Source organism: Cohnella ginsengisoli, from assembly GCF_029525555.1.
Classification (GTDB): Bacteria; Bacillota; Bacilli; order Paenibacillales; family Paenibacillaceae; genus Cohnella; species Cohnella ginsengisoli.
In genome coordinates, this window is sequence record NZ_JAPDHZ010000002.1 from 2,147,285 (window position 1) to 2,172,099 (window position 24,815).

General features: G+C 50.6%; 26 protein-coding genes and 6 pseudogenes. 11 read left to right on the forward strand and 21 right to left on the reverse strand.

Features of this window, described 5'->3' with window-relative positions:
- Positions 1-310 precede the first annotated feature (310 nt).
- Together OMP38_RS10020 and OMP38_RS10025 are read left to right on the forward strand one after the other, a co-directional pair.
- A pseudogene (locus tag OMP38_RS10020) lies at positions 311-2,072 on the forward strand (endo-beta-N-acetylglucosaminidase).
- Entirely contained in the window at positions 1,969-2,802 is an 834-nt protein-coding gene (locus tag OMP38_RS10025; protein WP_277564940.1) for a hypothetical protein, read from the forward strand. Before OMP38_RS10020 ends, OMP38_RS10025 begins: the two are co-directional and overlap by 104 nt.
- Positions 2,803-2,991: 189 nt before the next feature.
- On the opposite strand, the gene OMP38_RS10030 is transcribed toward OMP38_RS10025, so the two are convergent.
- Positions 2,992-3,675, reverse strand: coding sequence for a hypothetical protein (locus OMP38_RS10030; RefSeq protein WP_277564941.1), 684 nt, complete (start codon positions 3,673-3,675; stop codon positions 2,992-2,994).
- A gap of 222 nt (positions 3,676-3,897) precedes the next feature.
- Here OMP38_RS10030 and OMP38_RS10035 point away from each other — a divergent pair, with 222 nt between their 5' ends.
- Entirely contained in the window at positions 3,898-4,302 is a 405-nt protein-coding gene (locus OMP38_RS10035; protein ID WP_277564942.1) for a VOC family protein, read from the forward strand.
- A gap of 137 nt (positions 4,303-4,439) precedes the next feature.
- Here the strand turns inward: OMP38_RS10035 and OMP38_RS10040 are convergent, their stop codons facing one another.
- From OMP38_RS10040 to OMP38_RS10075, 9 genes and pseudogenes are all read right to left on the reverse strand, one after another.
- Positions 4,440-4,781, reverse strand: a complete 342-nt coding sequence (locus tag OMP38_RS10040; protein ID WP_277564943.1) for a hypothetical protein — start codon at positions 4,779-4,781, stop codon at positions 4,440-4,442.
- 468 nt (positions 4,782-5,249) lie between these two features.
- Positions 5,250-5,711, reverse strand: coding sequence for a pentapeptide repeat-containing protein (locus OMP38_RS35730; protein ID WP_420869606.1), 462 nt, complete (start codon positions 5,709-5,711; stop codon positions 5,250-5,252).
- A 17-nt stretch (positions 5,712-5,728) separates the two neighbouring features.
- Entirely contained in the window at positions 5,729-6,523 is a 795-nt protein-coding gene (locus OMP38_RS10045; protein WP_277564944.1) for a P-loop NTPase family protein, read from the reverse strand.
- A 138-nt stretch (positions 6,524-6,661) separates the two neighbouring features.
- Positions 6,662-7,333, reverse strand: coding sequence for an orotate phosphoribosyltransferase (gene pyrE / locus OMP38_RS10050; RefSeq protein ID WP_277564945.1), 672 nt, complete (start codon positions 7,331-7,333; stop codon positions 6,662-6,664).
- A 280-nt stretch (positions 7,334-7,613) separates the two neighbouring features.
- Positions 7,614-8,579: an aminoglycoside phosphotransferase family protein gene (locus OMP38_RS10055; RefSeq protein WP_277564946.1), complete on the reverse strand. Its 966-nt coding sequence runs from the start codon at positions 8,577-8,579 to the stop codon at positions 7,614-7,616.
- A gap of 3 nt (positions 8,580-8,582) precedes the next feature.
- A complete protein-coding gene (locus tag OMP38_RS10060) occupies positions 8,583-8,921 on the reverse strand; it encodes a VOC family protein (protein WP_277564947.1) in 339 nt (112 codons plus the stop codon).
- A gap of 32 nt (positions 8,922-8,953) precedes the next feature.
- On the reverse strand, positions 8,954-9,418 hold the full coding sequence (locus tag OMP38_RS10065; RefSeq protein ID WP_277564948.1) for a VOC family protein: 465 nt from the start codon (positions 9,416-9,418) through the stop codon (positions 8,954-8,956).
- A gap of 27 nt (positions 9,419-9,445) precedes the next feature.
- A pseudogene (locus tag OMP38_RS10070) lies at positions 9,446-9,803 on the reverse strand (YciI family protein).
- Positions 9,804-9,908: 105 nt separating this feature from the next.
- Positions 9,909-10,811 carry a LysR family transcriptional regulator gene (locus OMP38_RS10075; protein WP_277564949.1) on the reverse strand — a complete coding sequence of 301 codons (903 nt, stop codon included), beginning with the start codon at positions 10,809-10,811 and terminating at the stop codon, positions 9,909-9,911.
- A gap of 156 nt (positions 10,812-10,967) precedes the next feature.
- Between OMP38_RS10075 and OMP38_RS10080 the strand changes: the two genes are divergently transcribed.
- Positions 10,968-11,804 (forward strand): SDR family NAD(P)-dependent oxidoreductase, encoded by an 837-nt coding sequence (locus OMP38_RS10080; protein ID WP_277564950.1) that lies wholly within the window; start codon positions 10,968-10,970, stop codon positions 11,802-11,804.
- Between the two features lie 79 nt (positions 11,805-11,883).
- On the opposite strand, the pseudogene OMP38_RS10085 reads toward OMP38_RS10080, so the two are convergent.
- The 3 genes and pseudogenes from OMP38_RS10085 to OMP38_RS10095 all read right to left on the reverse strand — a co-directional run.
- Positions 11,884-12,093, reverse strand: a pseudogene (locus OMP38_RS10085) (GNAT family N-acetyltransferase); the annotation flags it as partial.
- A gap of 9 nt (positions 12,094-12,102) precedes the next feature.
- Positions 12,103-12,450: a VOC family protein gene (locus OMP38_RS10090; protein WP_277564951.1), complete on the reverse strand. Its 348-nt coding sequence runs from the start codon at positions 12,448-12,450 to the stop codon at positions 12,103-12,105.
- 225 nt (positions 12,451-12,675) lie between these two features.
- Positions 12,676-12,987 (reverse strand): nuclear transport factor 2 family protein, encoded by a 312-nt coding sequence (locus OMP38_RS10095; RefSeq protein ID WP_338130451.1) that lies wholly within the window; start codon positions 12,985-12,987, stop codon positions 12,676-12,678.
- Positions 12,988-13,313: 326 nt separating this feature from the next.
- On the opposite strand from OMP38_RS10095, the gene OMP38_RS10100 reads away from it, so the two are divergent.
- The 5 genes from OMP38_RS10100 (at position 13,314) to OMP38_RS10120 (ending at position 16,196) form a co-directional block, all read left to right on the forward strand.
- Positions 13,314-13,592, forward strand: a complete 279-nt coding sequence (locus tag OMP38_RS10100; protein ID WP_277564952.1) for a hypothetical protein — start codon at positions 13,314-13,316, stop codon at positions 13,590-13,592.
- A 34-nt stretch (positions 13,593-13,626) separates the two neighbouring features.
- Entirely contained in the window at positions 13,627-14,478 is an 852-nt protein-coding gene (locus tag OMP38_RS10105; protein WP_277564953.1) for a type 2 periplasmic-binding domain-containing protein, read from the forward strand.
- Between the two features lie 25 nt (positions 14,479-14,503).
- Complete coding sequence (locus OMP38_RS10110) at positions 14,504-14,824, forward strand: hypothetical protein (protein ID WP_277564954.1); 321 nt, start codon at positions 14,504-14,506, stop codon at positions 14,822-14,824.
- Positions 14,825-14,977: 153 nt separating this feature from the next.
- Positions 14,978-15,325, forward strand: coding sequence for an ArsR/SmtB family transcription factor (locus OMP38_RS10115; RefSeq protein WP_277564955.1), 348 nt, complete (start codon positions 14,978-14,980; stop codon positions 15,323-15,325).
- 88 nt (positions 15,326-15,413) lie between these two features.
- Positions 15,414-16,196, forward strand: coding sequence for an SDR family NAD(P)-dependent oxidoreductase (locus tag OMP38_RS10120; protein ID WP_277564956.1), 783 nt, complete (start codon positions 15,414-15,416; stop codon positions 16,194-16,196).
- Between the two features lie 137 nt (positions 16,197-16,333).
- On the opposite strand, the pseudogene OMP38_RS10125 reads toward OMP38_RS10120, so the two are convergent.
- Together OMP38_RS10125 and OMP38_RS10130 are read right to left on the reverse strand one after the other, a co-directional pair.
- A pseudogene (locus OMP38_RS10125) lies at positions 16,334-17,546 on the reverse strand (CynX/NimT family MFS transporter).
- Positions 17,547-17,748: 202 nt separating this feature from the next.
- Positions 17,749-18,315, reverse strand: a complete 567-nt coding sequence (locus OMP38_RS10130) for a helix-turn-helix domain-containing protein (RefSeq protein ID WP_277564957.1) — start codon at positions 18,313-18,315, stop codon at positions 17,749-17,751.
- A 169-nt stretch (positions 18,316-18,484) separates the two neighbouring features.
- On the opposite strand from OMP38_RS10130, the gene OMP38_RS10135 reads away from it, so the two are divergent.
- Both OMP38_RS10135 and OMP38_RS10140 read left to right on the forward strand, forming a co-directional pair.
- A complete protein-coding gene (locus tag OMP38_RS10135) occupies positions 18,485-18,985 on the forward strand; it encodes an RNA polymerase sigma factor (protein WP_277564958.1) in 501 nt (166 codons plus the stop codon).
- The gene (locus tag OMP38_RS10140) at positions 18,970-19,632 is read left to right on the forward strand and encodes a zf-HC2 domain-containing protein (protein ID WP_277564959.1); all 663 of its coding nucleotides are present in this window, start codon (positions 18,970-18,972) and stop codon (positions 19,630-19,632) included. The genes OMP38_RS10135 and OMP38_RS10140 overlap by 16 nt, the downstream gene beginning before the upstream one ends.
- Before the next feature lie 82 nt (positions 19,633-19,714).
- On the opposite strand, the pseudogene OMP38_RS10145 reads toward OMP38_RS10140, so the two are convergent.
- The 6 genes and pseudogenes from OMP38_RS10145 to OMP38_RS10170 all read right to left on the reverse strand — a co-directional run bounded on the left by OMP38_RS10145 (position 19,715) and on the right by OMP38_RS10170 (position 24,668).
- Positions 19,715-20,270 (reverse strand): annotated as a pseudogene (locus tag OMP38_RS10145) (dihydrofolate reductase family protein).
- 78 nt (positions 20,271-20,348) lie between these two features.
- On the reverse strand, positions 20,349-21,248 hold the full coding sequence (locus tag OMP38_RS10150; protein ID WP_277564960.1) for a glycoside hydrolase family protein: 900 nt from the start codon (positions 21,246-21,248) through the stop codon (positions 20,349-20,351).
- A gap of 81 nt (positions 21,249-21,329) precedes the next feature.
- Positions 21,330-21,833 (reverse strand): type 2 periplasmic-binding domain-containing protein, encoded by a 504-nt coding sequence (locus OMP38_RS10155; RefSeq protein ID WP_277564961.1) that lies wholly within the window; start codon positions 21,831-21,833, stop codon positions 21,330-21,332.
- Between the two features lie 288 nt (positions 21,834-22,121).
- Positions 22,122-22,823 (reverse strand): extracellular solute-binding protein, encoded by a 702-nt coding sequence (locus OMP38_RS10160; RefSeq protein ID WP_277564962.1) that lies wholly within the window; start codon positions 22,821-22,823, stop codon positions 22,122-22,124.
- 57 nt (positions 22,824-22,880) lie between these two features.
- A pseudogene (locus OMP38_RS10165) lies at positions 22,881-23,760 on the reverse strand (carbohydrate ABC transporter permease).
- Positions 23,760-24,668, reverse strand: coding sequence for an ABC transporter permease (locus tag OMP38_RS10170; protein ID WP_277564963.1), 909 nt, complete (start codon positions 24,666-24,668; stop codon positions 23,760-23,762). Before OMP38_RS10170 ends, OMP38_RS10165 begins: the two are co-directional and overlap by 1 nt.
- Positions 24,669-24,815: the final 147 nt, after the last annotated feature.

Sequence of the window (24,815 nt, forward strand, 5' to 3'; positions counted from 1 at the left end):
GGATGGATTGAAGATTCTCGGAAAGAAGAAGTCCTGGTCCAAGTTCACCGTGCTCAGCGTTTCGACAGCCTTATTCACAGCAAGCTTTCCGTTTACGGCGGCGGCCGGAGACACGTGGCCTTTCGACGGAGAGCAGGCGCACGGCGCCAACCAACCGAGCGTACATGGCTACACGAGCGGCCATATTGCCGACTGGAGCCCCGAACGCGACCCCGATGCGGCTCTGCTCCGCTCCCGCGTTCCGCTTCAACGGCGGATCGCCCCACTTGCCTCTACGCAAGCCAACCCGAATCTGAACCCGAACGTCCAGATGACGAACGTCAGCGGCGACTACGGGAATGCGTTTATCGAAAACGCGCCTTACACCAACAAGTTCGCCCAGTATCACTTTAACTTCTGGCAGTATGTCGATTACTGGTCTCCTTGGCACGGTACCGCCACGGCCTACACCCCTTCCGAATATTACGACGAGCTGGCCCAGAAGGATTGGCAGCAAAAGTGGTTCGAGTTCGGCATGCTGAATATCCCCAACCCGACTTACACGGACGCGGCGCACAAGAACGGCGTGATGTCGCTGGCCGGTATTTTCTCCTCCAATAACGATCGCGGCCAGCAGACGTACAAGCAGATGATCGTAAAGGATAAGAAAGGCAACTACCCCGTCGCCGAGAAGTTAATCGAGATGGCCGAATATTTTGGTTATGACGGTTACTTCGTTAATCAGGAGGAGCAGAATCCCAACGTGGCCGTGGCGGATATTCCCGACTACATCGGGTTTATGAAAACGCTCCAGAAGGGGGGGGCTGTACGTTCAATGGTACGACTCGCTGAATACCGCGACCGGCGCCAATACGTTCGCCCGGACGATTAGCGACAACAACGTCTCGTTCTTATACGACAAAGCGACGGGCGAACAAGTTTCCCAGTCCTTCTTCTTCGACTATGGAATGGGGAACAGCCAGATTAACGCGGCATCCTCTTATCTGAGCAACCTGAACGCCCAATACGGAACGGACTTCGACCTGAAAAAGGTCGGTTTCGCGGGCCTTGAAGCCGGGCGCGACCGGTTCAAGAGCGTTAACGGCACCGCGCTGAAAAACAAGCTCGATGCAAACGGCCTGCCTCGTCTGAGCTTGGCGACGCTAGGCGCCGACTTCGTGCATGCGGGACTGGACGAGGATATGAACCTGAGCTGGCCGGTTCGGCACCGCTCGGAAAATGCGTACCAGTGGATGACCGGCCTGCGCGAACAACTCTGGTGGTCCGGCCCGAACGTCGATCCGAAAAATACGGCTACCTCCGCCACGAATACGGTCGCCGACGCGTACGCCGACAACCGGTACTGGCCCGGCATCTCTTCGGTCATCGCCGAGCGCTCGGTCGTCGGTGGAACGAACTTCTATACCCACTTCAACACGGGACACGGTCTCTCCTTCTATCGCGACGGAGCCGTATCGAACGAGGACGAATGGTCGAACATGAGCCTGCAGGACGTGCCGGTCACCTGGCAGTGGTGGCAGGATACGTCCGGCAGCCGTCTTGCCGTCGACTTCGATTATGGTCCGGATTACGATTTGGGCGATTCGGGCCGTCAGACGTACAAGCAGATCGGCGCATACGACGGAGGAAGTTCCCTCGTCGTCAGCGGCAAGCTGGATGCGGAGACGTTCCTGCGTCTTTATAAGACCGACCTGAACGTCAACCCGAACTCCAAGCTGTCGATCGCATTCAACAAACCGGCTGCGGATGCTTCCTCGATGCAGATCGGGCTTATCTTCGCGGATCGTACGGAGGAAGTCGTGAAGATTCCGGTTCCGGATAGCGGCGAAGCGACGAAGGGCTGGCGCACGGCTGAGTTGGACCTTGGCGCTTATGCAGGCCGGTCGATCGCGGCCTTCGGCCTCGTCTTCGCTCCGGGAGAGGAAGAGATCGGCTCGTATCAGATGAACGTAGGAGAAATCCGGATTCATGACGGCTCCGCCGTCCGCCCTGAAGGCGCCGTCGGGCATAGAGATCGCGGAGGCGTTCGCCGACACCGGGGAGATGAACATCCGTTGGAAGATGAACGCTAACTACGGAGAGGTCAAGCAGTACAATGTCTACGTCAACGACACGTTCGTCGGCGGCAAGTATGACGAGGTCTTCTACATCAAGAATCTCCCCGCTCGATCCGGCACGATTAAAGTGGTTCCGGTAGGCGCCGACGGGCTGGAGGGTGATGCCGCCGTTCTTCCGTTCGACCTGACGAATACGGTGTCGAACGTGCGGGTCGACTCCACGGCAGACGGCAAGCTGACGATCCGCTGGACCAACCCGTCCAAGCCCGCAGGCAATCTGAAAATCAACGTCGATTCGGTCAACGCGGTGACGTCCAAAAAACCGGTAAAGCTCAATAAAGTCGTATCTGAAAACACCACCTCCGTTACCTTCGATAAGATGCCGGTTAACGGGGATGGGTACGTAGTAACGATCTCCCCCAAACGCGCGGACGCAGTGGCGGTAAGCGGCTCGTTTATCGACACGGTCGCGGAGCCGTATGCGGAGAAATGGTATTGGGAAGGCGACACGCTCCATCTGCCGATGCCGGAGACGAGAGATTGGCGATACTTGTACGTGTATGAGGATGGGGTACTGCGGTCCTTCCCGACCACTTATGGCGTCGGGGACAAAGACCGGATCATCCGCGGACGCAGCACGAAGGCAAGCCTTGCCTTCACCTCGACAGCGGAGAACGTATCTGTCATTCTCGAGGATTACGCAGGCAACCGCTCAGAGCCGGTCGTTCTTAGAGGCGACAACTAACCGATCGATTGCTGAAAAAACCGCAAAAGGCGCGCTTCCAGCCGCCTTCTTGCGGTTTTTTGCCTAAGACGTTCAGAAAATGCCCATGCCTATTCACTCTGAGCTTCCAATGTCTTGCCAACCAGTGAACCCCATATAAGTTTCCCATTAGCTGAACAGCCTGCCCGTGGGATCCGACAGGCTTTGTATTTAAACTAACGTCTCCCGATAGCGTAATGACTTTTTTATTGAACCAACCCAGACATCTCCTACTTTAACACTATACGTTTTATCTAAACCTCCAACTGAAAGATGAATTGTTTCGACTTTATAAGCCTTCCCTTTAATAGCTGCAAGTTCCTTTTCACTCATCCAACCTTGCTGGATGTTATCAAGAAGGTCGCTCTCTGAGTAAACGTCACAATCAATATGGCTGTGCCAATCGAACTTTTCTAACTTCTTTCTAAGGTAAGTGTACTTTCCAAAAGGAAACTGTTTCTCTTGGTCTCCAACTTCAAATGTTTGGTCGTAAAAGTGAAGATAATCTTTAGAAGCAGCTACCACCTGTGAGTTGATAAATTGAGGATCATATATCCATAATTTAAGATAAAAGGGTTCTCCAAATTCATTCAACTTCTGATACCAACTTTGATAAACATCCAACATTGCATCTAGAAGAAGGCGGTTAAACCACACAGGAGGATTTCTGCGCTGGAGTGCGTAAAATGGATGAATCCAAAGTTTAGCGTAATCCCTTTGGTATTGATTCAGATGTTGTATGTCTAAATCAATAACTCGCTGCTTCCACTTTTCAATTTTTCGGACGTGTCTTTTCCAACCTCTGATTTTCTTTTTGTTGCTTGTAAACAAATCAACATCCCCTTTACCGCTCAATCAATAAGCACCAAGCGAAATATTCAGCTAACCTGTCCGTTAGCTGAAATCCAGTTTGCTTCTAAGAGGAGGTTTTGTCTGCCTGCTGTTTGAACTAGCGTTTCCCGCTAGTTCAATCACCTTTTGTTAATAATCTAATTGCTGTTGTTTAGCTACTGACAAACTGTTGTCAGTAGCGTTTATTTATAATCGGAGTAAGAAACATAAGGGAGTGGGAAATACATGCATTTTGCTTCTGTACGCATCATTACCGACGACGTGGATCGTCTCGTCCAGTTCTATGAGAAAGTCATGGGTGTTTCAGCGGAACGCCCCGCGCCCATCTTTGCCGAATTCGTTGTGCCCTCATGCACCCTGGCGATCGGCCACTCCCAGACGGTGCAACTGTTCGGCGCTGGTTCCGCAGTGGCGGCCAACAATCACACTGTCATCCTCGAGTTCCGCGTCCAAGATGTCGATGCCGAATACGAGCGCTTAAAGCCGTTTGTCGACGAATGGGTAAAGGAACCAACCACGATGCCATGGGGAAACCGCGCTGTGCTGTTTCGCGATCCCGACGGAAATCTGGTTAATCTCTTCGCACCGGTGACCGAGGAAGCGATCAAACGGTTCAGAGGCAGGCATTGATGAACAGTTGAAGTGAGTGAGACCTCAATTTGTGGTCATTATCTATGCAAGAAATCCGGCATTTTATGAAGAAGCAAGGGATCTGCTCCCCATGGAGACAGATTCCTTTTAGCTTCTTATTCAACTATCGTCTCCCTTTAGCTTAATCCATGTTCTTCATCAATTAGCCATGAAAATTGTTGAACAATAGCAATTGCAATTTCAGAAATTGCTTCCTCAAGCACGGAATTTGAGTTGCTCGGAACATTTATTTCAACTAAATTAACCTCTGAAGCCTCGTCGAGTGTGCTATAGGAGTAGTTTCCATCTTGATTAGCAGAGATGCCTGTTATACTGATAAGTTGCCCATCTACCTTTGTAAAATATCTAAGGTGACTTGATTTGTTAAAACCCATTTTAAAGGTTAGGAAATAATCCAATACCTTTGCTTGAATCTTCTCTTTATAGCTTTGAGAATGGATACTCACATAATCATACATATCAACACTCCAAGCATTTAGTTCGTTTGGTGTAAACTGCCCGTTACTTCAATGGACAATGGCAGCCGATCATTAGACCTGCTGCCGTTGTTATGATGAAGCTATCGGCTCTCGTTAGCGCAATCTTCTTAATATGTTTTTACCGTCAAAATCAAAAACAACCGGTTTGCCTCTAACATTTGGAACCCACCCTAAATCAAGTGCCTGAATAATAAAATACTCAACATCTCGAGGTCTGATAATTTTCAAATTAAGATGTTCTGTATTTGGGAAGTTTACCCACGCACTGTCAATATCTGATTTAATGTAAACCTCAAGGCGATTCCCGCGGCTAACTTCATGTTCAACGATTAATATGATGTAACCACTATCTGGAGAAACGGTCCAAATATAACTATCATCTTTAACTGTTATTTTTCTTGAACTCTTTTTTGTTTATTGTCATTTACTTCGTCCTTATTTACAGTATCATCTCGGCAAGATGTGACTCCGTGAGCATGTTAGCATGAAAGGTATTGTTTTAAATGTTATACCTTCCACCTTCGCTCCTGAGAAATTCGTTCCATCTAAGTAGTTACCTACAAAGACCGCTTTGTTTAAAATACAATCAGTAAAAATACATGTCTTCAGATTTGAATTAATAAACTTCGTGTTTTCTAATTTGGAATCTGAAAAGTCAACGGAGAATAAGCACTCCTCAAAAGTTAAACCTGATAAGTCGACCCCCTTAAAAGCACCTTGCTCGACACAAATTTTGTTGAAAACCCTCTGCCCTTTTTCGAGCATATTGATAAACTCCGTTTCAGTAACATCTCTGTCCATTTTTTCCTCCGAACTCCGTTTTTTGTTAAGTAAACTTCTACACAAGCTCCACTCTATCCTGCCAGTTAGCTCAACAGCCTGCCGGATCTCGTCGGCAGGCTGTATCATTGAAATATCGTTCCTCGCTAACGCAATGAATGCACCGTTTCGCCGTTTATTGCACACACCATTTTACTAAAGACATCTTCCCAGTCTAGATTTTCATTAACAATAGCATGTGTTGGGAAAGGAAGCGTATCAAGCAAACCCAATTCGATCCGTTTACGGTTCTCCATAAACGCAATATTTTGTTCCGTTGCGAATTGGGGCTTAGAACGTATAGATGAAATCCAGGTCTGCTGCTCCCGTACACTAGGTTGGGTTAAGTAAATCAAGACAGGATTCATCAAAGAAATTTGATCGGCGATTCCATGAATATGCTGCTCAATTTGGCTAACAGAAGCCTTATAGTGCTTGAATAAATCATGAATTTGATGTTGAAAAAACACCGCTTCTAGTACAAAAACAGTATCTTTAGTACTCGCAAGTTCAGCAAATCGGGCCCAATGCCTTTGAATCAAATATGTAAACTCCCACAGCTCGGCTCTGGGCGTATCTGTCCAGCATAACTCTCGGGTCTTTAGCTCGGCATAGAGTACATCCTGCTCGCTGAACTCCCTAACCCCGCGATTGGGCAGCAAATAATAATTTCCATCCCTTAAAGCCCGTTTACGAATCTCGTCGGCTGTCTTCGGATAACGCTCAAGAAATCCCCTATACTCCTCTTCTCGGAAGAAAGCATGCCCGTTTAAGCTGGATGGATGTCCTTCGGCGCCTTCATCATAAAAACAAGACTGCATTCCTTGTTGCAACAGGTAGTGATGCAATTTCTCCGCTAATGTTGATTTACCCGTGCCGCACAACCCTTCGACCAAAACCAATTTGCAATCCTTCCGCATGCGATTCCCCCATTCCCCTATAACTTGGTTCATTGATATGGTTAGTACAACTGGGCAAGTTTGATATCTTCTAAAGGTACTGGTGCCGTAACCTTTCCCTCTTTGCGATTCATCCCGCCGTTAACTTACGCCATAAAGGTTAAGATAATCCTCTATTTTATTTTTCATCGCATTGTCGATCGCAATCTTCCCATCGATCTCACGATTATGCAGAAAATTGAGGATATCCTCTATTGTCACAATAGCGCTGGTCTGAATACCAAAATCATCATTTAGTTCTTCAATCGTTGTTTTATTTTTCTGCCCTCTTTCCAAACGGTCGACAGATACGATTAAGTTTGTGATCCTAATCTCCGCAATACGGCCAAGTAGTTCCAAACTTTCACGTACCGCGGTGCCAGCTGTGATTACATCTTCAATAATGGCGATGCGATCGTTGCTTTGAGGAATATAGCCGATGATTTGCCCTCCCTCGCCATGATCTTTCTTCTCCTTGCGATTAAAGGTGACCGAAATGTCCCTGCTGTATTTATGATAAAGAGCAGTTGATGCAGCCACCGCTAGTGGGATTCCCTTATAAGCAGGACCAAACAAAACATTCACTGACTTATCCATCTTCGTCTCTATGCAATCTGCATAGTATTCGCCTAAAATCGCAAGTTGCTTCGCAGTTCGAAAGTTCCCTGTGTTTATCATGTATGGCGTCTCTCTGCCGCTTTTGGCTACAAAATCACCGAATATAAGCACATTGGATTTAAATAGAAATTCAATAAATTCGCCTTTAAAACTCATTACAAGGAAGCCTCCTAATCTTTATTGTCCATTCAGTTCAAGGATGCTGATACGCTAATAGACCATGTAACTAAGGCGAAAAAAACACCGCACCAAAACATCACTGCGCCGTAACGCCTTTTATTAACGATTTTTTCAATCGCCTTCAATAAAGTAATGACGAAGAGGAAACTAAATATCGGTACAAGATATATCGAGCTAAATAAAAGGATCTCCATCGATATTCCTCCAAACTCAAATGGGGCCTGATGGTACCTTCCGTTTGTGTCCTTTCGCTCATTTATATAATCTTATTTAAATATTTCGCAAAGCGCTCCGATATCTCAATGCCTCTCTGCCAGTCCGTTCCTCCGTCTTCAATCGTCCAGCACGCTTCAAGCACGCCTCGCGCTATGCCCCACATCGCAATTCGGCGCGAGTCTAGTTCGAGACGCTCGGCCATTATCGATATCCTGTTGTGCAACACTTGCCCGCGACCGCCGCCTCGATCTTCGTAGTTAAGCAGGTATTGGATCGTTTCAAAGTGGATGTCGCCGACGATGCCTTTCGGATCGATGACCGCCCATTGCGATTCGCCTTGCAGAAGGATGTTTTCATGATGCAAATCGCCATGAAGAAGGACATTCTCGCTCGTTGTCGCGACGAGATAGGTCAGGCATTCTTCCGCATTTTCCATCCAACTCTCCGGCAGCGGAGCTTCGGCGTTCCCATTGCTTATTCTCTCGCGGTATCGCTCGATGGCCGCGAAGTGCCGCTTCATGGACGGGTACGGCGCATCGGTCGTGGCGGGAAGATGAAGGCGGCGACATACATCGCAGAAAACATTCGTCGCACGCGCATCATCCTCGATCGCCGACAATGGCGTGCCCGGTTCTACGCGCTCAAGCAAAGCCACGCCCCATTCTTCGTTTTCTTCTAGCACACGGATCGCTCCCCGCCCCTCATAGGCTCGAAGCGCGCTGACTTCTCTCGATAGCTCGTCTTTCATGAAAGACGCTTTAAGGACGACCGGCTTCCCGTCGCTGCGCAGTGCGCGAAGCAAGAAGTTGTAGGATAAGTTGGGGAAAGGCGCTTCCGGGACAAGGCCGAAGCGGCTGGCACAATCGTGTATCAATTCCGGCAAAGCCTTCGCCCACACCAAGCCCTGCTCACCGTGGAGTTCATTCATTCTGTTCAAAAACGGTTCGGGAATCGCAATCATTTGCGTTAGGGCTCCCTTCATGGTCTGCTTCACAACTTCAAACATTCACTAATGAAGAACCTCCACCAAGAACCCGCCCGGCGCTTTGACGTAGAACGTCCATGCGTGTGAGCGTTGCGGGAGCTCTACGTCGAACCCATCGTTTCTCAGTCGTTGGTTGATCTCGTTCACTCGCTCCTCGTCAGGTTGAATGAAGCCGATATGAAAGGTGTCGGGATAAGCGACTTGCTTGCCTTTCATCAACGTAAGCACGAACCCGCCATCGTCAAAGAGTACAGCGAAGCCGCTGCCGCGCGTGTGTCTGATTTGCATGCCGAAGTATTGAACCAAAAAATCCGCAGTGGATTGAACGTCGCTGACGGTTAGATTGAGATGATTGACCTTCACGGCGGCACTCCTTTTTGGAAAAGTATTTACATTTACGGCCGCCAGACTTCCCAAAGGTTGCCGTCCGGATCCGCGAACGTGATGTTAGGTCCGCTCGTGACCCGTTCGCTTATAATAGGTACGCCGTTTGTCTTGAAGCGCTCAAGCAGTTCCTCGATCCGCGGGGATATGAAGCAAGCGATGGCATGGGGTCTGCCTTGGTCCAGAGACCATGAAAAGCGCAATCGACCGCCTGCTTCATCGGATTGGCGGAGGAACAGCGAAGGGACGACTTGCCTTAACCCGGGCGAAGGCAGGTTGCCTGCCTGATCGGGCACATTTAACACGGCTGCCTTCATCCCGGGCTCAACAAGGCCGCCGTTCGCCGGTTGGTACCCTAAATTTTTTTGATACCATTGAATCGACGCGTAAACGTCATTCACGGGCACGTAAATACAGGTTACACCCGTAATGTCTTCCAGCTTTTCTATGCGTTCCTGATTGTCCTGCATCGTCATGTCCCCCCTCCCGGTTCATTCCTTCGATCAGGGCTCGAATACTTGACGCAGCTCAATCCGACCTTCCCCGTCTCCTTGCGGATCCGGCATTCGCATGGCCCACTCGACGGCTTCTTCCTTCGACTTTACGTCAATCAGAATGAACCCGGCAATCACATCCTCCGGTTCCGAAAAGGGTCCTTCCGTAACCAACGGCTGTCCACCTGAATGGGGGGAACGAAAGGCGCATCCCATTCGAGCTTGGGTGAAGTCCTTTCGCCATAATCCGTACGCCTGCCTTCATCAATTCCTCATTGTACGTCGACATGGCTTCACGGAGCTCGGCGCTCGGGAGTCCTCCGGCCTCCGAATTTCTCGAGGCTTTGACGATTAACATAAATAGCATCCATCTTCCTCCTCAGCGGCTTATCCATAACCCAGGGTTTTCTATATTTAAATATATTCTTTTTCAGCAGCCTCTCATTTCTCTTCGATTGCTCTTTTCTTGCGTTTAGCCAGGCGTTGGAACTCGCTGCATTTCTCTTATGATCTCTATGAACTGCTGGATCTCCCCGGACGGATGCAGCGGGTACAGCAAACCATACGGAACCGTAAAATCCAAATCGCTTGGAATCGTCGCCAAGGACGGATGAACTTCTCCCCACGCCTCTAAGGTCAACATCACCGTATTGCTTTCCTCGCAGCGATTGAACACATCCAGATCATAAAGACGCGGAATATCTTTGATTCGTATTCGCGGATGATTCCTGACCAGAAAATCACGAATGTCTTGAATCACGGCGCTTTTGCCTCCGTTTACCACTGCTAACTTTTCCCCGTATAAATCTTGGGCAGAAAGGATCTTTTTAGAGGCCAGTTTATGATGCCGCGATACGGCAAAGCAAACGCGGTAACTCCCCAACTCCAGCATTTGATAGCAATCGTTCAACCGATCTGTAAGAAACGGCCCCACGATGATATCAAACGATTGGCCAAGCGTGCGGTATGAGGTCGGGAGCGTATGTGCGTCATCGTCGAAATGAACGATGTTGATTCCGAATTGCGGATATCGGTCGCTGGCTCCATTCCACAAATCAATCAAAACCTTACAGGGGTTGAGCAAGGATGTGCCCACCCGAACCATATGCCGATTCGCCTGTGCTGCCTGATGCATGCGGATGAGCGATTCCTGATAGTAACGCAGCATAAATTCCGCATCCTTGATAAAGGCAGAGCCAGCCTGCGTAAGCCGGACGCCGTGGTTGGTGCGGTTAAAGAGGGGAACGCCGGCATGCCTTTCCAGCAAGTTCATCTGCTTCATCACGGCGGTCGTAGAGATGAACAGCTTCTCGGCTGCTTTAGAGAAGCTGCCGGACTCCGCCACTTGAATAAACGTCTTCAATTGTTCATTCATTCAGATCAGCTCTCCTTTTTGCATAAACCAATGGTTAACACCATGCTAACCTTTTTTGAAATTCCGTAGCAAGCGGCCGCGGCGTAACATTAGAGAAGAACGAACGAGCAAAAGAAGCCTATCCAATGCCACTCAACAGTAACGGAGGAAAATACGATGAAAAACAAAGTCTGGTTTATTACAGGAGCCTCTCGCGGATTTGGGCGCATTTGGGCCGAGGCCGCGCTCTCTCGCGGGGATCAGGTCGCCGCGACGGCACGCACGCCCGAAAGCATCGCCGATCTGAAGGCGCGTTTTGGAGACGCCGTCCTCCCCCTGGCACTTGATGTAACAGATTCCCGACAGGTCGAGCAGGCCGTTCGGCAGGCTCACTCGCATTTTGGCAGGCTGGACGTCGTCCTTAACAATGCCGGCTACTCGCTGGTCGGTACGACCGAGGAAGCTGACGAATCTGACGTCCGCGATCTGTTCGACGCCAATTACTTTGGTACGCTTCGGGTCATCCAAGCCGCCCTGCCGCTGCTTCGGCAACAGGGCAGCGGGCACATCCTCGGCGTATCGAGCGCCATGGGCCTTGTGGCCGCGCCGCTCATCGGCTTCTATTGCGCCTCCAAATGGGCGGTCGAAGCGCTTCACGATAGCCTCGCGCAAGAGGTAAAAAGCTTCGGGATCAAGGTGACGTTGCTCGAGCCCGGCGCCTTTGCGACTGATTTTGGAAGTGCCTTGTCGATGAAGAGATCCCGGGGATTGGAGGCCTACGACGAACTTCGAGACCAGGTTGTCGGCCGTTTATCGACCGCAGAACGAGGCGATCCGCAGGCGACGGCCGAAGCGATTCTCCAAATCGTAGACGCTCAAGACCCGCCCCTTCGGTTCGCAGTCGGCGCAGGAGTGTTGCCTTTGATGCGCCAAGCCTTTGCCGACCGTCTGACGACTTGGGAGGCATGGGAGTTCGCATCGAACGCAGCGCAAGGCAAGCCGGCCAAAGCATAAGCGGTTGTTGGTAACTTGCCGCACCCATAAAAATGGCTGTCGAGAAGACTCGACAGCCTGTTGGCTTAACGTTGCAGCTTCATATGGATGACCGGATGAGTGGGAAAGGCTTGCCAGAGCCGTCCGTTTCCGATCGTCCGGTCTGAACGAATCCGTATCGGCTGTAAAAAGAAAACGCGCCTTCGTTTTGCTCGTTCACATCGACCGGCAGCAAGGAGCCCTTAATGTCCTCCGCTTGCCGGATCAACTCGCTGCCGATTCCCCGGCTAGGATAATCGGGATCGACGAACCGATTCCATTACTTTTCCCAGAGCTCGACCAGCCGGCCTTCCGGATCCGTGATCCAAGCGAACTTACCATAGTCGCCGACTTCCTTGTCTTTGGCGAGCGGCACGCCGATCTGTTGGAGGTGCTGGAGCATCTCGTCCAGGTCATGGACCTGAAAGTTCAACATCACTTGCTGTTCGGTCGGAAAATAGCCGTCATTCCCGGCAAAAAAAGAAAAGATCGTCTGATTGCCGTCTTGCGGCTGTATGATCGTTCCGTTCCAATTATCAATCTCGATCTTCAACACTTCGCCGTACCACTTTTTGGTCGCTTCGAGATGGTTCGTTCTCCAAAAAACGCCTCCAAAGCCTTTTATCACGGCATCCGCCCCCTAATGCATTAAATATAAAAATCCGGTTGTTTTGATATGTCGTTTGCCTTGCGCCAGAGATTGCGCGATGCCGAATATCCCCGTCAAAGACATCCCCGAGCTCGGATCATTCGTTGTTTTCGAACGCAAACGTCGCGTATTCAACTATAATCCTCGATTAACGAGATTTTCCCTTCCTTCATCCCGAACGTTGACTTTCCCTTTAATTGCAGCTTATCCCCGCTTTTTTAATCCATTCGGAAAATCCACCGCAAGTATACCTTCATAATCTATTCCGACCTCTACTTTATCTTCTACGATCCTGTAATCGGTTATAGTCTGGCGGCGGCTGGAGAACATCGTGGACGATTGCTCTGCCAACTCCTTAAATGCTTGTATGCCTCTGGTCTCCGTCGTTGTTTCTCCGTTGGAAATATTCCTGAAAATGATGTCCTTATGTAGGAGTTCAACCATTTTTGCAATTTCAAATGCGTTATATGCTTCAATATAAATATCAATGACATCCCTTGTTTCCTCGATAATCATAATCCTCCGCCTCTCTATATATAAAAGAAAATTTATCGTCGCGGTCAGACGATCGCGCGGTAGTGGAGATGAACAATGCCGGTTCTGAAGCGACGCTCGCCAAGCAGTTCGAGCCGTATGGGGAAGTTTTCCGGAGGCTCGCTTGCTCAAGATAACAATCTTCCCTACCTATATTAGCACATAATGGAAGCAGACACTTCGCCATAAAAGCATCGGACGCGAAAAAATAGAAGACAAGATCGGGCAGACAGCGCCAGTCGAAGCACGTTCAAGATTTAGTTGTGAGATTGATTTCCATATGGGATGATGGAGGAGAACTTGGCAACTTGGCCTATGGGCCGCTAAGCAACCGTCAAAGGGGAATGAACTTTTTGAAAGAACGAATCGGTCTCTTGCTGATGTCGCTTGTCTTGCTGATGACGTCCGTTCCGCAGCCGCTTCATGCGGCCGGCAGCGATTCGGATGTGACAGAAGTCAGCTTTATGTACCCGGGAGCCCCCATGCCCGATGACAGATTGGTCCTGGATCGGATCAATAGAATCCTAGCGCAGCGGATTGGCGTGAAGCTGAAGCTTGTTCCGGTGGACTGGGGGGAGTTGGTATGACGCGAGGGATGTGTATGTTGCCGCCGGGAAGCCGATGGATCTAGTGTTCACCGCAGGCTGGGACTCCTTCGACAAAAGGGTGGCAGCACAGGAGTTCCTGCCGCTGGATTCGCTGCTTGCAAGTGAAGGTGCGGCGCTGAAGACGGCGATCGACCCGGCCTATCTGCAGGCGTCCAGCCGTGGCGGCGAGGTTTATGCCGTTCCCGCGCAGCAACTGTTGGCACCGTCCGCCGGCGTCCTGATTAACAAAGCGCTTGCGGCGAAGTACCACATCGACGAGAGCAAAATCAAATCGCTGCAGGACCTTGATGCGGTCATGCAGGCGGTGAAGAAAAAATCGAACCGGGCACTCAAAGTTGCCGGAACGCTGGAGGATATGATCCGGTTAACCTATCGCGAACAGGTGGGCGAGGATTCCAGCACGAATATTGCCGTGCTTGTACCCAACGGGGGCACCAAGGTAGTCAACGCCTATACGACTCCCGCTATGCGAAGCATGTTCGCCATCTTTGCCCGATGGAAAACAGAGCGGTACTTGTGGGAGTACGATACCTCCAACATGTTTACATCCCAGTCCCTCGCTATCCAACAACAGACTTTTGCCGTTGTCAAACCGGCGCTCGACTACCAAAGCGTTAACTTCCTTGGCGGGACGTCCGGTCCGTGGGATGCGATCCGTTTTACTGCGCCTTATCTAAACAAAAAAAAGCTTGACGGACGGAATGACCGCGATCTCGGCGACTTCCGCACATCCCGACATGGCGATGCAGGTGCTCTCGCTGCTCTATACCGACAAGGAATTAATTCAGCTGCTAGATTGGGGCGTGGAGGGTGTCCACTATCAAAAGACCGGACCCGAGACAATCAAACTCCTTCCGCCCTATGAGCGTTACGGCCACGGATTTTCCTGGATGATCGGGAATACGGCTTTGACCGATCATCCCGACTATGGCAATGCATTCACCTGGAGCAAGGCGCGCAGCGAGTTCCGTCAGGCAACTCGGTCTCCGCTCCTTGGGATGATAGTTAACCCGAATGACCGATCTGACGGAGGAACGCTTGAGGGCGTCACGGACTTTATCCAAGCCATGAATCGAACGCAGCAAAAGCCCGAGGACGCCTACGCCCGCCTTCTCAAAGCGCTCGACAAAGGCGGAGCGACCGCCTATATCGCCCGGGAGCAGAAGAAAGTGGACGCTTTTTTGAAAACAAAGGCGCAGCCGCAGACGTAACCTGGCGTAGATCTATTAGGGCTCGGACGGAAATAGTGAGGATCGGTTCCAAATGGCGGCCGGTCCTCTTCCATTTGCTTGGAATTTCGAGTTACGATATAATAACTAAGAAATTAGTTATTTAGTTAATAACAATTTGGAGACGATGCACGCATGCAAGCCGATCATTCGTCGCAGCTGGAGTCACTCGTCCATCAGCAACTGAGGGAATGCAGTCCGGTCTTCCTTGCCCTGGCCGACCCGATCCGCCAAGATATTATTATGATGCTGACGAAGCACGATTCGCTGAACGTCGCTCAGATCGTCGAACGATCGCCGATGTCACGATCCGCCATTTCCCATCATCTGAAAATATTAAAGCAAGCCAAACTCGTCGCTTCGACCAAGGTATCCACGGAGATTTATTACGCCCTGGATATTGAAGGACCGGTACAGCAGCTGAAGGAATTCCTCGCAACGACGGAACGTATCATTGAAATGAAAACTGCCGGGGCGGAGTGAGCCCCTTTCTTTTACGCTAAATAACCAAATGATTAGATATTTAGTTGTTTGGTCTTTAGATATATTTTTATTTAGGAGGCATCTCGACTTGAAAACCGTCCTGATTACAGGCGCGTCGAGCGGAATCGGCAAAGCTTTTGCCGAGCTGTTCGCGCAGAAGAACGATCGCGTCATTCTTGCATCCCGCAACGAAGAAAAGCTTAGCCGTATGGCCCGGCAGCTGTGGGACGACTATGGAGTTACGGCGCTTACCATTCCTGTTGACCTGGCTCAGCATAACGGCCCCGTGTTGTTGCACGAACGATTGAAAGAACTAAACATCGAGAGCGACGTGCTTATCAACAATGCAGGGATCGGCTCGTTCGGTCTCCTGCATGAGCAAGACGCAAGCGCAGAGCTCGAGATGCTGCAGGTCAACGTCCTTTCGCTCTCTCATCTCATGATGTTGTTTTTGCCGGACATGGTTCGACGCGGAAGCGGATACGTGCTGAACGTGGGCTCGACCACTTCGTTTTACGCTTGCCCGCTTAGCGCGAACTATTCCGCATCCAAGGCGTTCGTCCTCTCGCTCACCGAAGCCGTTGCCAATGAGCTGCAAGGGACCGGCGTCACCGTCACCGCACTCTGCCCGGGAGCTACACAAACGGATTTTTTCCGCAGATCCAGGATGGACGGCCAAAAGATTGCTGATCCGAAAACGCTCATGAGTCCGCAAACCGTTGCCGAAATGGGGTACGCGGCGTTGATGAAAAAAAAGACGTATGTTGTTCCCGGCTTCCAAAATTGGCTGCTCACCCAAGCGCCGCGCTTTTTTCCTAGAAAGTTTGTCACTCGAATCACCCGAAGCGTGTTGGAGCGGAAGCAGCAGTAACAAGTCAGGCCGGAAGACGCCAATACAGACACGCCTCAAAGGCGTGTCTGTAGCTGCATTTAGCGATGTTCGGGTCCCCCCCTCCGAATTCGTCGAAGCGACTTCTCGGGTATTACTTGTGTCCTGCGGCGATCGGATTAGCCCACGCCTACAAAACGGTCTCTTGCCGCCCCCATTCCGACGATAAACAGCAAGACAGAAGCGCCCAGCAAGATGAAAAGCGGCGGATTCCAGCTATTTGTCGCATCATGCAGATAGCCGATGAGAGCGGGACCTGTCGCGGCCAGAAGATAACCGACGGATTGGGCCATACCGGACAGTTCCGCCGCTTGATGTGCATGCTTCGTACGCAAGCTGAAGAACATCATGGACAAGCTAAAGGCGAAGCCTACGCCAATTCCGAGTAGAATCATCCACAACAAAATGGCGGCGGAGCTTCCGTAGAGCAGTCCAAGCGTTCCCGTAATAAGCAAAAGGCTTGTGATCATCACCAACCCAAATTGGTTTGACATCCGTCCGGCAATAACGGGAACGATAAACGTAAATGGCAGCACGACGAACTGCATGATGGAGAGGTACCAGCCGGATTGGCTCGCGTCAATGCCTAACTGAATTAATATTTCAGGCAGCCAGGCAATCAACACGTAGAAAACCATCGACTGTATCCCCATGAACAAGGTTACTTGCCAAGCAACAGGAGAACGCCACACGTTCACATGATGACTGACCGTCAGACGGCTCGTCGTCGCTTCATGCTTGGGTTGATGATTTCTTAATTGGGTTAACCAGCATAAGATCGAGACAAAACTAAGTATTCCCCATATCCCCAATGCGCCCTGCCATTTCAGCCCTGCGTTCGAGGCGAGCGGCACGCTGATCCCCGATGCAATCGCTCCGCATAAGTTCATCGATATGGCATAGACACCGGTCATGGAGCCAATCCGCTTCGGAAAATCCCGTTTAATTAAGCTCGGCAGTAGTACGTTGCAAACGGCGATGGCGAATCCAAGAACGGCAGTTCCGATATACAGATTGGCGGCACCGTAGAATGAACGGATGACAATACCGACTGTCAAAAAAGATCAGCGCGATCAAAATCGTGCGCTCAAATCCATATCTTCGTCCTAGTTTGGGTACAAGAGGCGATAATAAAGCAAAGGTAAGCAGCGGTACCGTCGTTATCAAGCCCGCCAATGTATTGGAAATATGAACCTCATCCTTAATTAGACTCACCAAAGGACCGACCGAAGTTAATGGCGCTCGTAGATTAGCCGCAATAACGATGATGCCGAGTATGAGCAGCCCCACAGAAGAGGGCACGGCCGCTTTTTTAATTTGTCTGTCCTGCATTCCCCTGCCTCCTTCCTTATCGACAACAACGCAATCTCGTTCGCGCGAACAAGTTGAGTATATTATAGCATGTTATATTTAACAATAATTATTTTATAATATACCGTGGTGCATTAAAAAATAAAAAAACAACCCTGAAAATCCTGTACGGATTTCGGAGTTGTTTTTAAAAAGCAGTCATCAATAGGGGGTGTCTTCGTCATCAAAGGCCATATTTTAAGGAAATATGGAGCACCGCTTCGCGATCCGTAGAATTGGTGTAAGCGTGAGGGCAATCCGCACGAAAACTGATCGTGTCATATTGATTCAACGTATACACCTCTCCATTGACTTGAATTTCAACGGAGCCGGTCATTACGGTCGCAATTTCAGTTGTATTTACATGATGACCTTCAGGATAGTACGCGCTATTGGGCTGCAGGTACGCCCGGCACATTTCGATATCGCTGCTTGCGTTTTTGAATATGGGTTCGATGGTCCAATTTTTCTGATCGTTCGAAAATCGCATGCCTTCGCCCGCCCGATACAGGCTGACGGATTCCTCGGATTTAAACAAGGCAAACAGCGGCAAGGAGATGCCTTTCGAAATTTTCCAGATGATCCCCAAGGTCGGATTCGTCTCGCCGCGTTCGATGTTCCCCAGCGTCAATTTGCTTACGCCCGTTAACGCCGCCAAGTCGTCCAAGCTCATGTTTTTTTCTTTTCTGTACTTCTTTAAGGCGCCGCCGATTTGCAATACCATTTGCCTGGATTCGTCGACTTCATCCATTCCCTGTTCACCTCAACTCTAAACGATTACAGTTAGTATATGATTTCTAAGGCACCTTTTCCATACGGTCCGGCTTGGCGCCCCCCCCTCGATTCCATTCGAAAAGTTTTTTCGAACATTCCGTAACGAAAACTCCAATACCGATACTTATGTAGTGGGAGGTGAGTCGATGGAGAGTATGGAGCAGCTGTACGAGAACTATGCGCAAACCGTTTACCGGTATTTATATAGCCTTACGCAGAACGCCGATCTGTCGGAAGAGCTGACGCAGGAGACGTTCTATCAAGCGATGAAAACCATCCATCAATTCCGCGGCGAGTGCAAGCTGTCCGTATGGCTGTGCCAGATCGCCAAGCGGGCCTGGTATAAAGAGCTCAATAAAAATAAACGGAAGCCTTCCGTCTCCTTGGATGAGCTGGAGATCCCCCTCCCTGTTAATCGGGACCCAGAGAAGGATGTCTTGCGAAACGAGGATAAGCTCGCCATGTTCCGAACGCTTCATCAATTGGACGCCAAGACCAAAGAAGTCATGTACCTTCGTCTATCCGGCGAACTGAGCTTCGCCGAGATCGGCGACATACTAGGCCAGAGCGAGAATTGGGCACGAGTCACCTTCTACCGCGGCAAACAAAAGATGGCGAAAGGAAGATCCGAATGGAGCCGAGATTAAATTGCGAGATCGTGCAAGATCTGTTGCCCAACTATATCGAAGGATTGACCGGCGAGTCGACGAACAAGTCCATTCAAGCGCATCTGGCCGACTGCGAAAACTGCAGGAAAGCGTTGGAGCAGATGACGCGGGATACCCAAGGCATTAAAGGGGCTCCGCCCAAACAAATCAACTTCATGAAAAAAATCAAACGCAGGCAGTGGCTCATCGCAAGCGTCAGCGTCGCGATCGTCGCCGTGCTCTTGATCGGCGCTTATTATCTGTTCGGAACGAGAGACTTCCCGGTACCGGCGAGCGATGTGAAGGTTAGCGACGTGTATCGGACGAATGACGGTACGGTCCACTTTCGCGTCACCGCCCATGTGAAGGGCTTTGTAAGCCGCGTGTCCACGCACGGCAATAAGCATACGGAAATCTATCGGATTTACGAGCATCGGCAGCTGTTTTCCATGGAGAAGGAAAGCGTCGTAGCCTTGCCCGAGAACTGGTTGTCGACCAAGAACGCGAACACGAATCTGGAGAAGACGGGCATCTATTTTGAAGGAATCGATAAGAACGATCGGATCGTCATCTGGGAAAAGGACATGACGGTCCCTCCGGCCACCGCCGAACAGGAAGAAGCGTACCGGAAATATCTCGGAAAATAAACCAAATGACAAAGGCGGCCGAAGACCGGGAAACAAGTCTTGGGGCCGCCGCTTTGAATGCGTTTAACGCTGTTAAATCCGTTTATCGTTCGTCAAGCCGATAGATCAGCTGCACAACGCCCGAGGAGAACGATCTCGTGTCCACCCTTTTTTAAATTCAGCCGCTGCCGGACATCGACGAACAAAGGCTTTCCTTCTCCCAATACGACGGGATGAACGGATAACCTGAATTCATCGACCAGTCCTTGACGAATAAACGTCGTAATCAGACTCGCTCCGCCATACAGCCAGATGTCTTTGCCGGGATTATTCTTGATCCGATCGACTTCTTCAAGGAGATTGTCGTTGATGAATACGGCTTTTTGGTCGGTTCCCTTTTGCGTCCTGGAAAATACGTACTTCTCTTTACGATGGACCATTTCCCAAAATTGTTTTTCGGCTTCTCCCGACTCCTTTTCCGGCGCGAATTGTCCCCATAAGTCATAGCTTTTTCTGCCGTAAAAAATCGTATCGATTGAATTCAAAAACTGATCGAACCCCATCTCGGGGTCCATGATGCACCAATCGACTTCGCCGTTTTTCCCTTCAATAAACCCGTCCAGCGTAACGGCCAAATCCAGTATGATTTTTCGTTTCACGCTTGTCTCTCCTTTCGTTCATCTACCTCCCATTATAAGGTTCATATATGTCATCTTGTGTCGTATTAATACCTGCAGCTAGTCCACTAATAAAGGTTGAACCGCGTTCCAGGTCTCTTCTCCAACCCTGACGCCCGTAAAAAGATGAGTCGCCCCACCGTACTCGTCGAAGAGCAGTTGGGGACGCTCTCTGCGGTCCGCTAACGTAATGACCCCATCCTCCCGAACCAGGCTGTGGTCATAAGCGATTACCGATTCATGGGGACGCCAACCGGTTAAACCGTCGTCCGACACGAGATGAACGCCATACCGTTCATAGCCGGAAACGCTGCCTCCGTTATCTTCGAGAATCATCTCGAACCGCCCGCCACGGCTGAACAAGAATGGATCCTCCAGCTTTTTACCGGGTACAAGATCCTCTTGGACCACCCGATACGCCCCATTGAAGGCTTCCGCCTCAGCCATTCCGATCCTCATGTACGGCCCATGCCGGAAGGCCAGAAGCACGCGGCCGTCCGGACCGATCCAGGGAGCCGGATTATTGGAATCCGGCATAAGCGTAAGAGAGTCGCTTGTCCGAACCCAAGGGCCTTCGATAGACCTTGAATACGCGTAGCCGATCGCTCTCGTCTCCGTGGCCGGGCTCCTCGCCCCCAGGTAATACAGAATATATTGATTCCCATGCCGCACGATCGCCGGGTTGTGAACCATCTGCGCGTCCCAATGCCCGCCCCCTCTTCCGCGCAAGACCACTTCGACGAAGGTATAGGGGCCCTCCGGCTTTTCGGCGATCGCCCTTACGATCTCCGAATGCGTGCGGTACCCGTCGGGAAAACCGGTCTCGACCGGCCACCTTGAAGCGAACATGTGGTAGTGGCCGTCTTCCGCCTTCACAACGCTGCCGCACCATATGTAATAGCCGTCCATGCGAAATCCGCCGTCCTTCGGCATAGGCAGAAGCCGGCTTCGAAAGGTCATCGCCATCATATGTCCTCCTTTTGCATTCATGCGCTTCAAAGTAAAGGAGGAGGCCCGACAAACAAGCCTCCTCCCGTTGTCCTATTCCTTTTTCACAAGCGTGTATTGCGCATTGTACTCTTCGATGACTTTGTCGCCGCCGCCTTTTGTCCATTCCTCGACGGCTTTGTTCCAACCGGCTTCGTCGATCTCGCCCATGATGAATTTGGTTCTCGCATCGTTAATAATTTTAGACAGCTGTTCTCCTTTTTCCGTTTGCGTATCGGAGGTAAACGGATTCACGGCGCTTACGACTGCGAGCGGAGCGTTACCGCTGATCATCTTCTTGGCCTTGGCTACGACCGGCGTATCTCCGTCCATCGGATCGAATACGCTCAAGAAGACCATCAGCTGATTCAACGGGTTAACTTCGGCATTATAGAGATCCTGATTGGTGATTTTACGAACATTGTTTTCCTTCGTATGGTGAACCCCTTCGATTCCGTATACCAGAAGATCTCGGATCGTTTGGTCGCTCAGCTTGTCGAAGAAACCCAGAATCTCCTTCAGCTCCGCCTCGGTCTTCACGCTCGATTTAGGGAACATCATGACACCGCCATAACCGGGCGCACCGGGCGTCTTCTCTCCTGCCGGACCTTGAATGCGGGATACGACATCAAGCTCCGCTTTCGGGTTGGCGCTGGCGAGGTCCTTGTATTTCGCCCAGACATCGTCAACGGCGCCGAACTTGACCCCCCGCCTTGCCCTGATTAATGTTCGGGCTGCCGTCTTTGGTAATGGCGAAATCGCTGTTCATCAGCTTCTCGTCGTAAAGCTTTTTTAAACCAATTAAGCGTTTCGACATATTCTTTCGTCATGAAGGCCGGCGTGACTTTATCGTCCACGATCCCCCACTCGTTGAAGCCCCCCGTTGTAGACGAGTATGTCGTTGAAGGCGCCCAAGCCTGCCTCCAAACTTAGACCAAACGTGTCATTCTTCCCGTTCTGGTCCGGATCTTGCGTCGTAAACGCCTTCAGGACGTTGTAGATATCGTCGACGCTCTTCGGCGGCTGCAAGCCCAGGTTGTTCAACCAATCCTTGCGGATAACGAAACCGTCGCGCGTTAGCGGACGATAGCGATACAGCCCGTACACTTTGCCGTCGATGGATATGTTATTAAGCACGTCCTTGTTGAGCTTGCTCAGGTTCGGATAATCTTTGAGATACGGCCCTACTTCCCAGAATTGACCGCTTCTTGCTCCGTTAACAATGTAGGATGCTTTATTATTGATGACCGTCAGAACCTTTGGCATCGAGCCTGAAGAAATCGTAATACTCAGCTTATCGTCATAGGCTACGCTTGGGACCCAGGTTAGCTCCAGTTTGGACTTGGTATACGCCTCTATTTTCTTCACAACCGCATTGTCCGGCTTGATCGGCTCGGTCGTGAACTGCGGAACCAGGATGGAGATCGTCGGAATCCCGCTTGCTCCCTTTCCGCCCTCCTTCGTACCGGCACATGCCGCCAATAGACTCCCCGCCAACGCCAACGTACTGACAACCGCCAGCACGCGAGTCACTTTCCGTCTGCTCATTTCTGTTGCCCCTCTCTTTCTCCACTTTTAATTTATCAGTAAATACCCTTACGGATATTAACCTTTCACGGAACCAAGCAAGATCCCTTTTGTAAAATGCTTTTGCAAAAATGGATAAACGAGCAGAATCGGAAGGGTTCCGATCACGATCACGGCCATTTTGACAGAAGCGGACGGCACGACAAACTCCCCCCGAGAATTGGGACGAGTCTCCGATCCCGCCCGAAGCCAGAATGACAATCTGGCGGAGCAGCACCTGGATCGGATATTTCGCATAATCATTGATATAAAGAATCGCGCTGAAGTAATTGTTCCAGTTGCCCACTGCGTAGAAGAGCGCGAAAGTGGCGAGCGCCGGCGTCGAAAGCGGGAGGACGATTCTCCACAGGATCGCTGCGTCGTGGCAGCCGTCGATCTTGGCGGCTTCCTCAATGCCGTCCGGAAGCTGCTGGAAGAAATTTTTCAAGATGATCAGATTAAACGCGCTGATGGCCCCCGGAATGACTAAGGCTGCATAGGTATCGAGCAGGCCGAGGGATCTCACGACGATAAAAGTCGGGATGAGCCCGCCGCTGAACAGCATCGTAAAGATGACCATGATCAGAATCGGCTTCCGCGCCGCAAAATCTTTTCTGGCCAGCGGGTAAGCCATAAGGGAGGTCATCAGAAGGTTGAAGATGGTTCCCGCTACAGTGACCCCTACCGTGACCCACAGACTGCGCAGAATCGTCGACGTAGAGAACATGTAGCGATACGCATCCAGCGTAAGCCGTTTCGGGATCAGAAAAAATTCATTGGACGCGATCTGTTCATTCGGAGCCAGAGAGCCGGCCAATACATAGATGAAGGGGACGAGGGTAATCAAGGAGATCAAGAGCAGGAGCATCAAGTTCGTTCCATCCAGTATTCGACCGCTCCACGACGAACGTTGAGGCATTAGTAGATTCCTTCCTCTCCCCATTTACGGGCTCCGTAGTTCGCGGCAACGACCAATACCAGGCTGATGACGGATTTAAACAGTCCAATCGCCGCGCTATAGCTGAAATTGCCTTGCAGGACGCCAGAGGTATAGACATAGGTGTCGAACACTTCCCCGACATCCCGGTTCAGACTGTTCAGCATGAGAAAAATCTGCTCGAACCCGTTCTCCATGAAGCTGCCCAGTCTTAGAATCGCCAGGATAATGATCGTGCTTCGTATGGCCGGAAGGGTGATGTGCCACATCTGTCTGAAGCGATTCGCCCCGTCCAGCTTGGCGGATTCGTAGAGACCCGGATCGACGCCGCTGATCGCCGCCAGGAAAATAATCGTTCCCCAGCCCGTCTCTTTCCAAATGACTTCCAGCGTGATCATCGGTCGGAACCAGCCGACGCTGCCCAGAAAAGGAATCGGATCTGCCCCGCCCATGGACAACCAATTGTTAACGATGCCATCCTGCGTCGTGAAGAACATATACGCCAGTCCCACGACGACGACCCATGACATAAAGTGCGGAATATAAATGACCGTTTGAATGACCCGCTTCATCCATTGAATGCGGAGTTCATTTAACATCAAGGCGATGAGAATAGGCAGCGGGAAGAAGAACACAATGTTGTAGAGCGAAAGGACGAATGTGTTCCTCATCAGCATCCAGAAGGCCGGCTCATGGATGAAACGGTCAAAATGCTTCAAGCCAACCCATTTGCTGTGAGCGATGCCCAGAAACGGCTGATAATTCTGAAAGGCAATCACCAGGCCCGTCATGGGCAAGTATTTGAAAATGACAAAATAGAGAATGCCCGGTGTGACGAGCAAATACAACCATCCTTGCTTGCGCAATTGCCTGTTCCAAACGGTTAACAAGTGACTCACCTCCCTTTTGGTTCGCTTTTGGTTCGCCCGATCTCTGTGGTTCCGGCGGTTACAAACCGATTCTAGATGCCTCCGGCGATGCCCGTCGATGCTCATAACTGGACTAAACCCGTCGAAGCCAGGCCGATGTTCATTTGC

Coding starts and splice junctions, on each gene's coding strand:
- OMP38_RS10160 (WP_277564962.1), bottom strand. CDS start 22,823: ATGAGCAGACGGAAAGTGACTCGCGTGCTGGCGGTTGTCAGTACGTTG.
- OMP38_RS10150 (WP_277564960.1), bottom strand. CDS start 21,248: ATGACCTTTCGAAGCCGGCTTCTGCCTATGCCGAAGGACGGCGGATTT.
- OMP38_RS10065 (WP_277564948.1), bottom strand. CDS start 9,418: ATGACGATGCAGGACAATCAGGAACGCATAGAAAAGCTGGAAGACATT.
- OMP38_RS10140 (WP_277564959.1), top strand. CDS start 18,970: ATGGAGCCGAGATTAAATTGCGAGATCGTGCAAGATCTGTTGCCCAAC.
- OMP38_RS10105 (WP_277564953.1), top strand. CDS start 13,627: ATGGATCTAGTGTTCACCGCAGGCTGGGACTCCTTCGACAAAAGGGTG.
- OMP38_RS35730 (WP_420869606.1), bottom strand. CDS start 5,711: ATGATACAGCCTGCCGACGAGATCCGGCAGGCTGTTGAGCTAACTGGC.
- OMP38_RS10075 (WP_277564949.1), bottom strand. CDS start 10,811: ATGAATGAACAATTGAAGACGTTTATTCAAGTGGCGGAGTCCGGCAGC.
- OMP38_RS10130 (WP_277564957.1), bottom strand. CDS start 18,315: ATGGATGAAGTCGACGAATCCAGGCAAATGGTATTGCAAATCGGCGGC.
- OMP38_RS10110 (WP_277564954.1), top strand. CDS start 14,504: ATGATCGGGAATACGGCTTTGACCGATCATCCCGACTATGGCAATGCA.
- OMP38_RS10035 (WP_277564942.1), top strand. CDS start 3,898: ATGCATTTTGCTTCTGTACGCATCATTACCGACGACGTGGATCGTCTC.
- OMP38_RS10040 (WP_277564943.1), bottom strand. CDS start 4,781: ATGTATGATTATGTGAGTATCCATTCTCAAAGCTATAAAGAGAAGATT.
- OMP38_RS10080 (WP_277564950.1), top strand. CDS start 10,968: ATGAAAAACAAAGTCTGGTTTATTACAGGAGCCTCTCGCGGATTTGGG.
- OMP38_RS10095 (WP_338130451.1), bottom strand. CDS start 12,987: ATGATTATCGAGGAAACAAGGGATGTCATTGATATTTATATTGAAGCA.
- OMP38_RS10055 (WP_277564946.1), bottom strand. CDS start 8,579: ATGTTTGAAGTTGTGAAGCAGACCATGAAGGGAGCCCTAACGCAAATG.
- OMP38_RS10155 (WP_277564961.1), bottom strand. CDS start 21,833: ATGTTCCCTAAATCGAGCGTGAAGACCGAGGCGGAGCTGAAGGAGATT.
- OMP38_RS10115 (WP_277564955.1), top strand. CDS start 14,978: ATGCAAGCCGATCATTCGTCGCAGCTGGAGTCACTCGTCCATCAGCAA.
- OMP38_RS10025 (WP_277564940.1), top strand. CDS start 1,969: ATGACGGCTCCGCCGTCCGCCCTGAAGGCGCCGTCGGGCATAGAGATC.
- OMP38_RS10135 (WP_277564958.1), top strand. CDS start 18,485: ATGGAGAGTATGGAGCAGCTGTACGAGAACTATGCGCAAACCGTTTAC.
- pyrE (WP_277564945.1), bottom strand. CDS start 7,333: ATGAGTTTTAAAGGCGAATTTATTGAATTTCTATTTAAATCCAATGTG.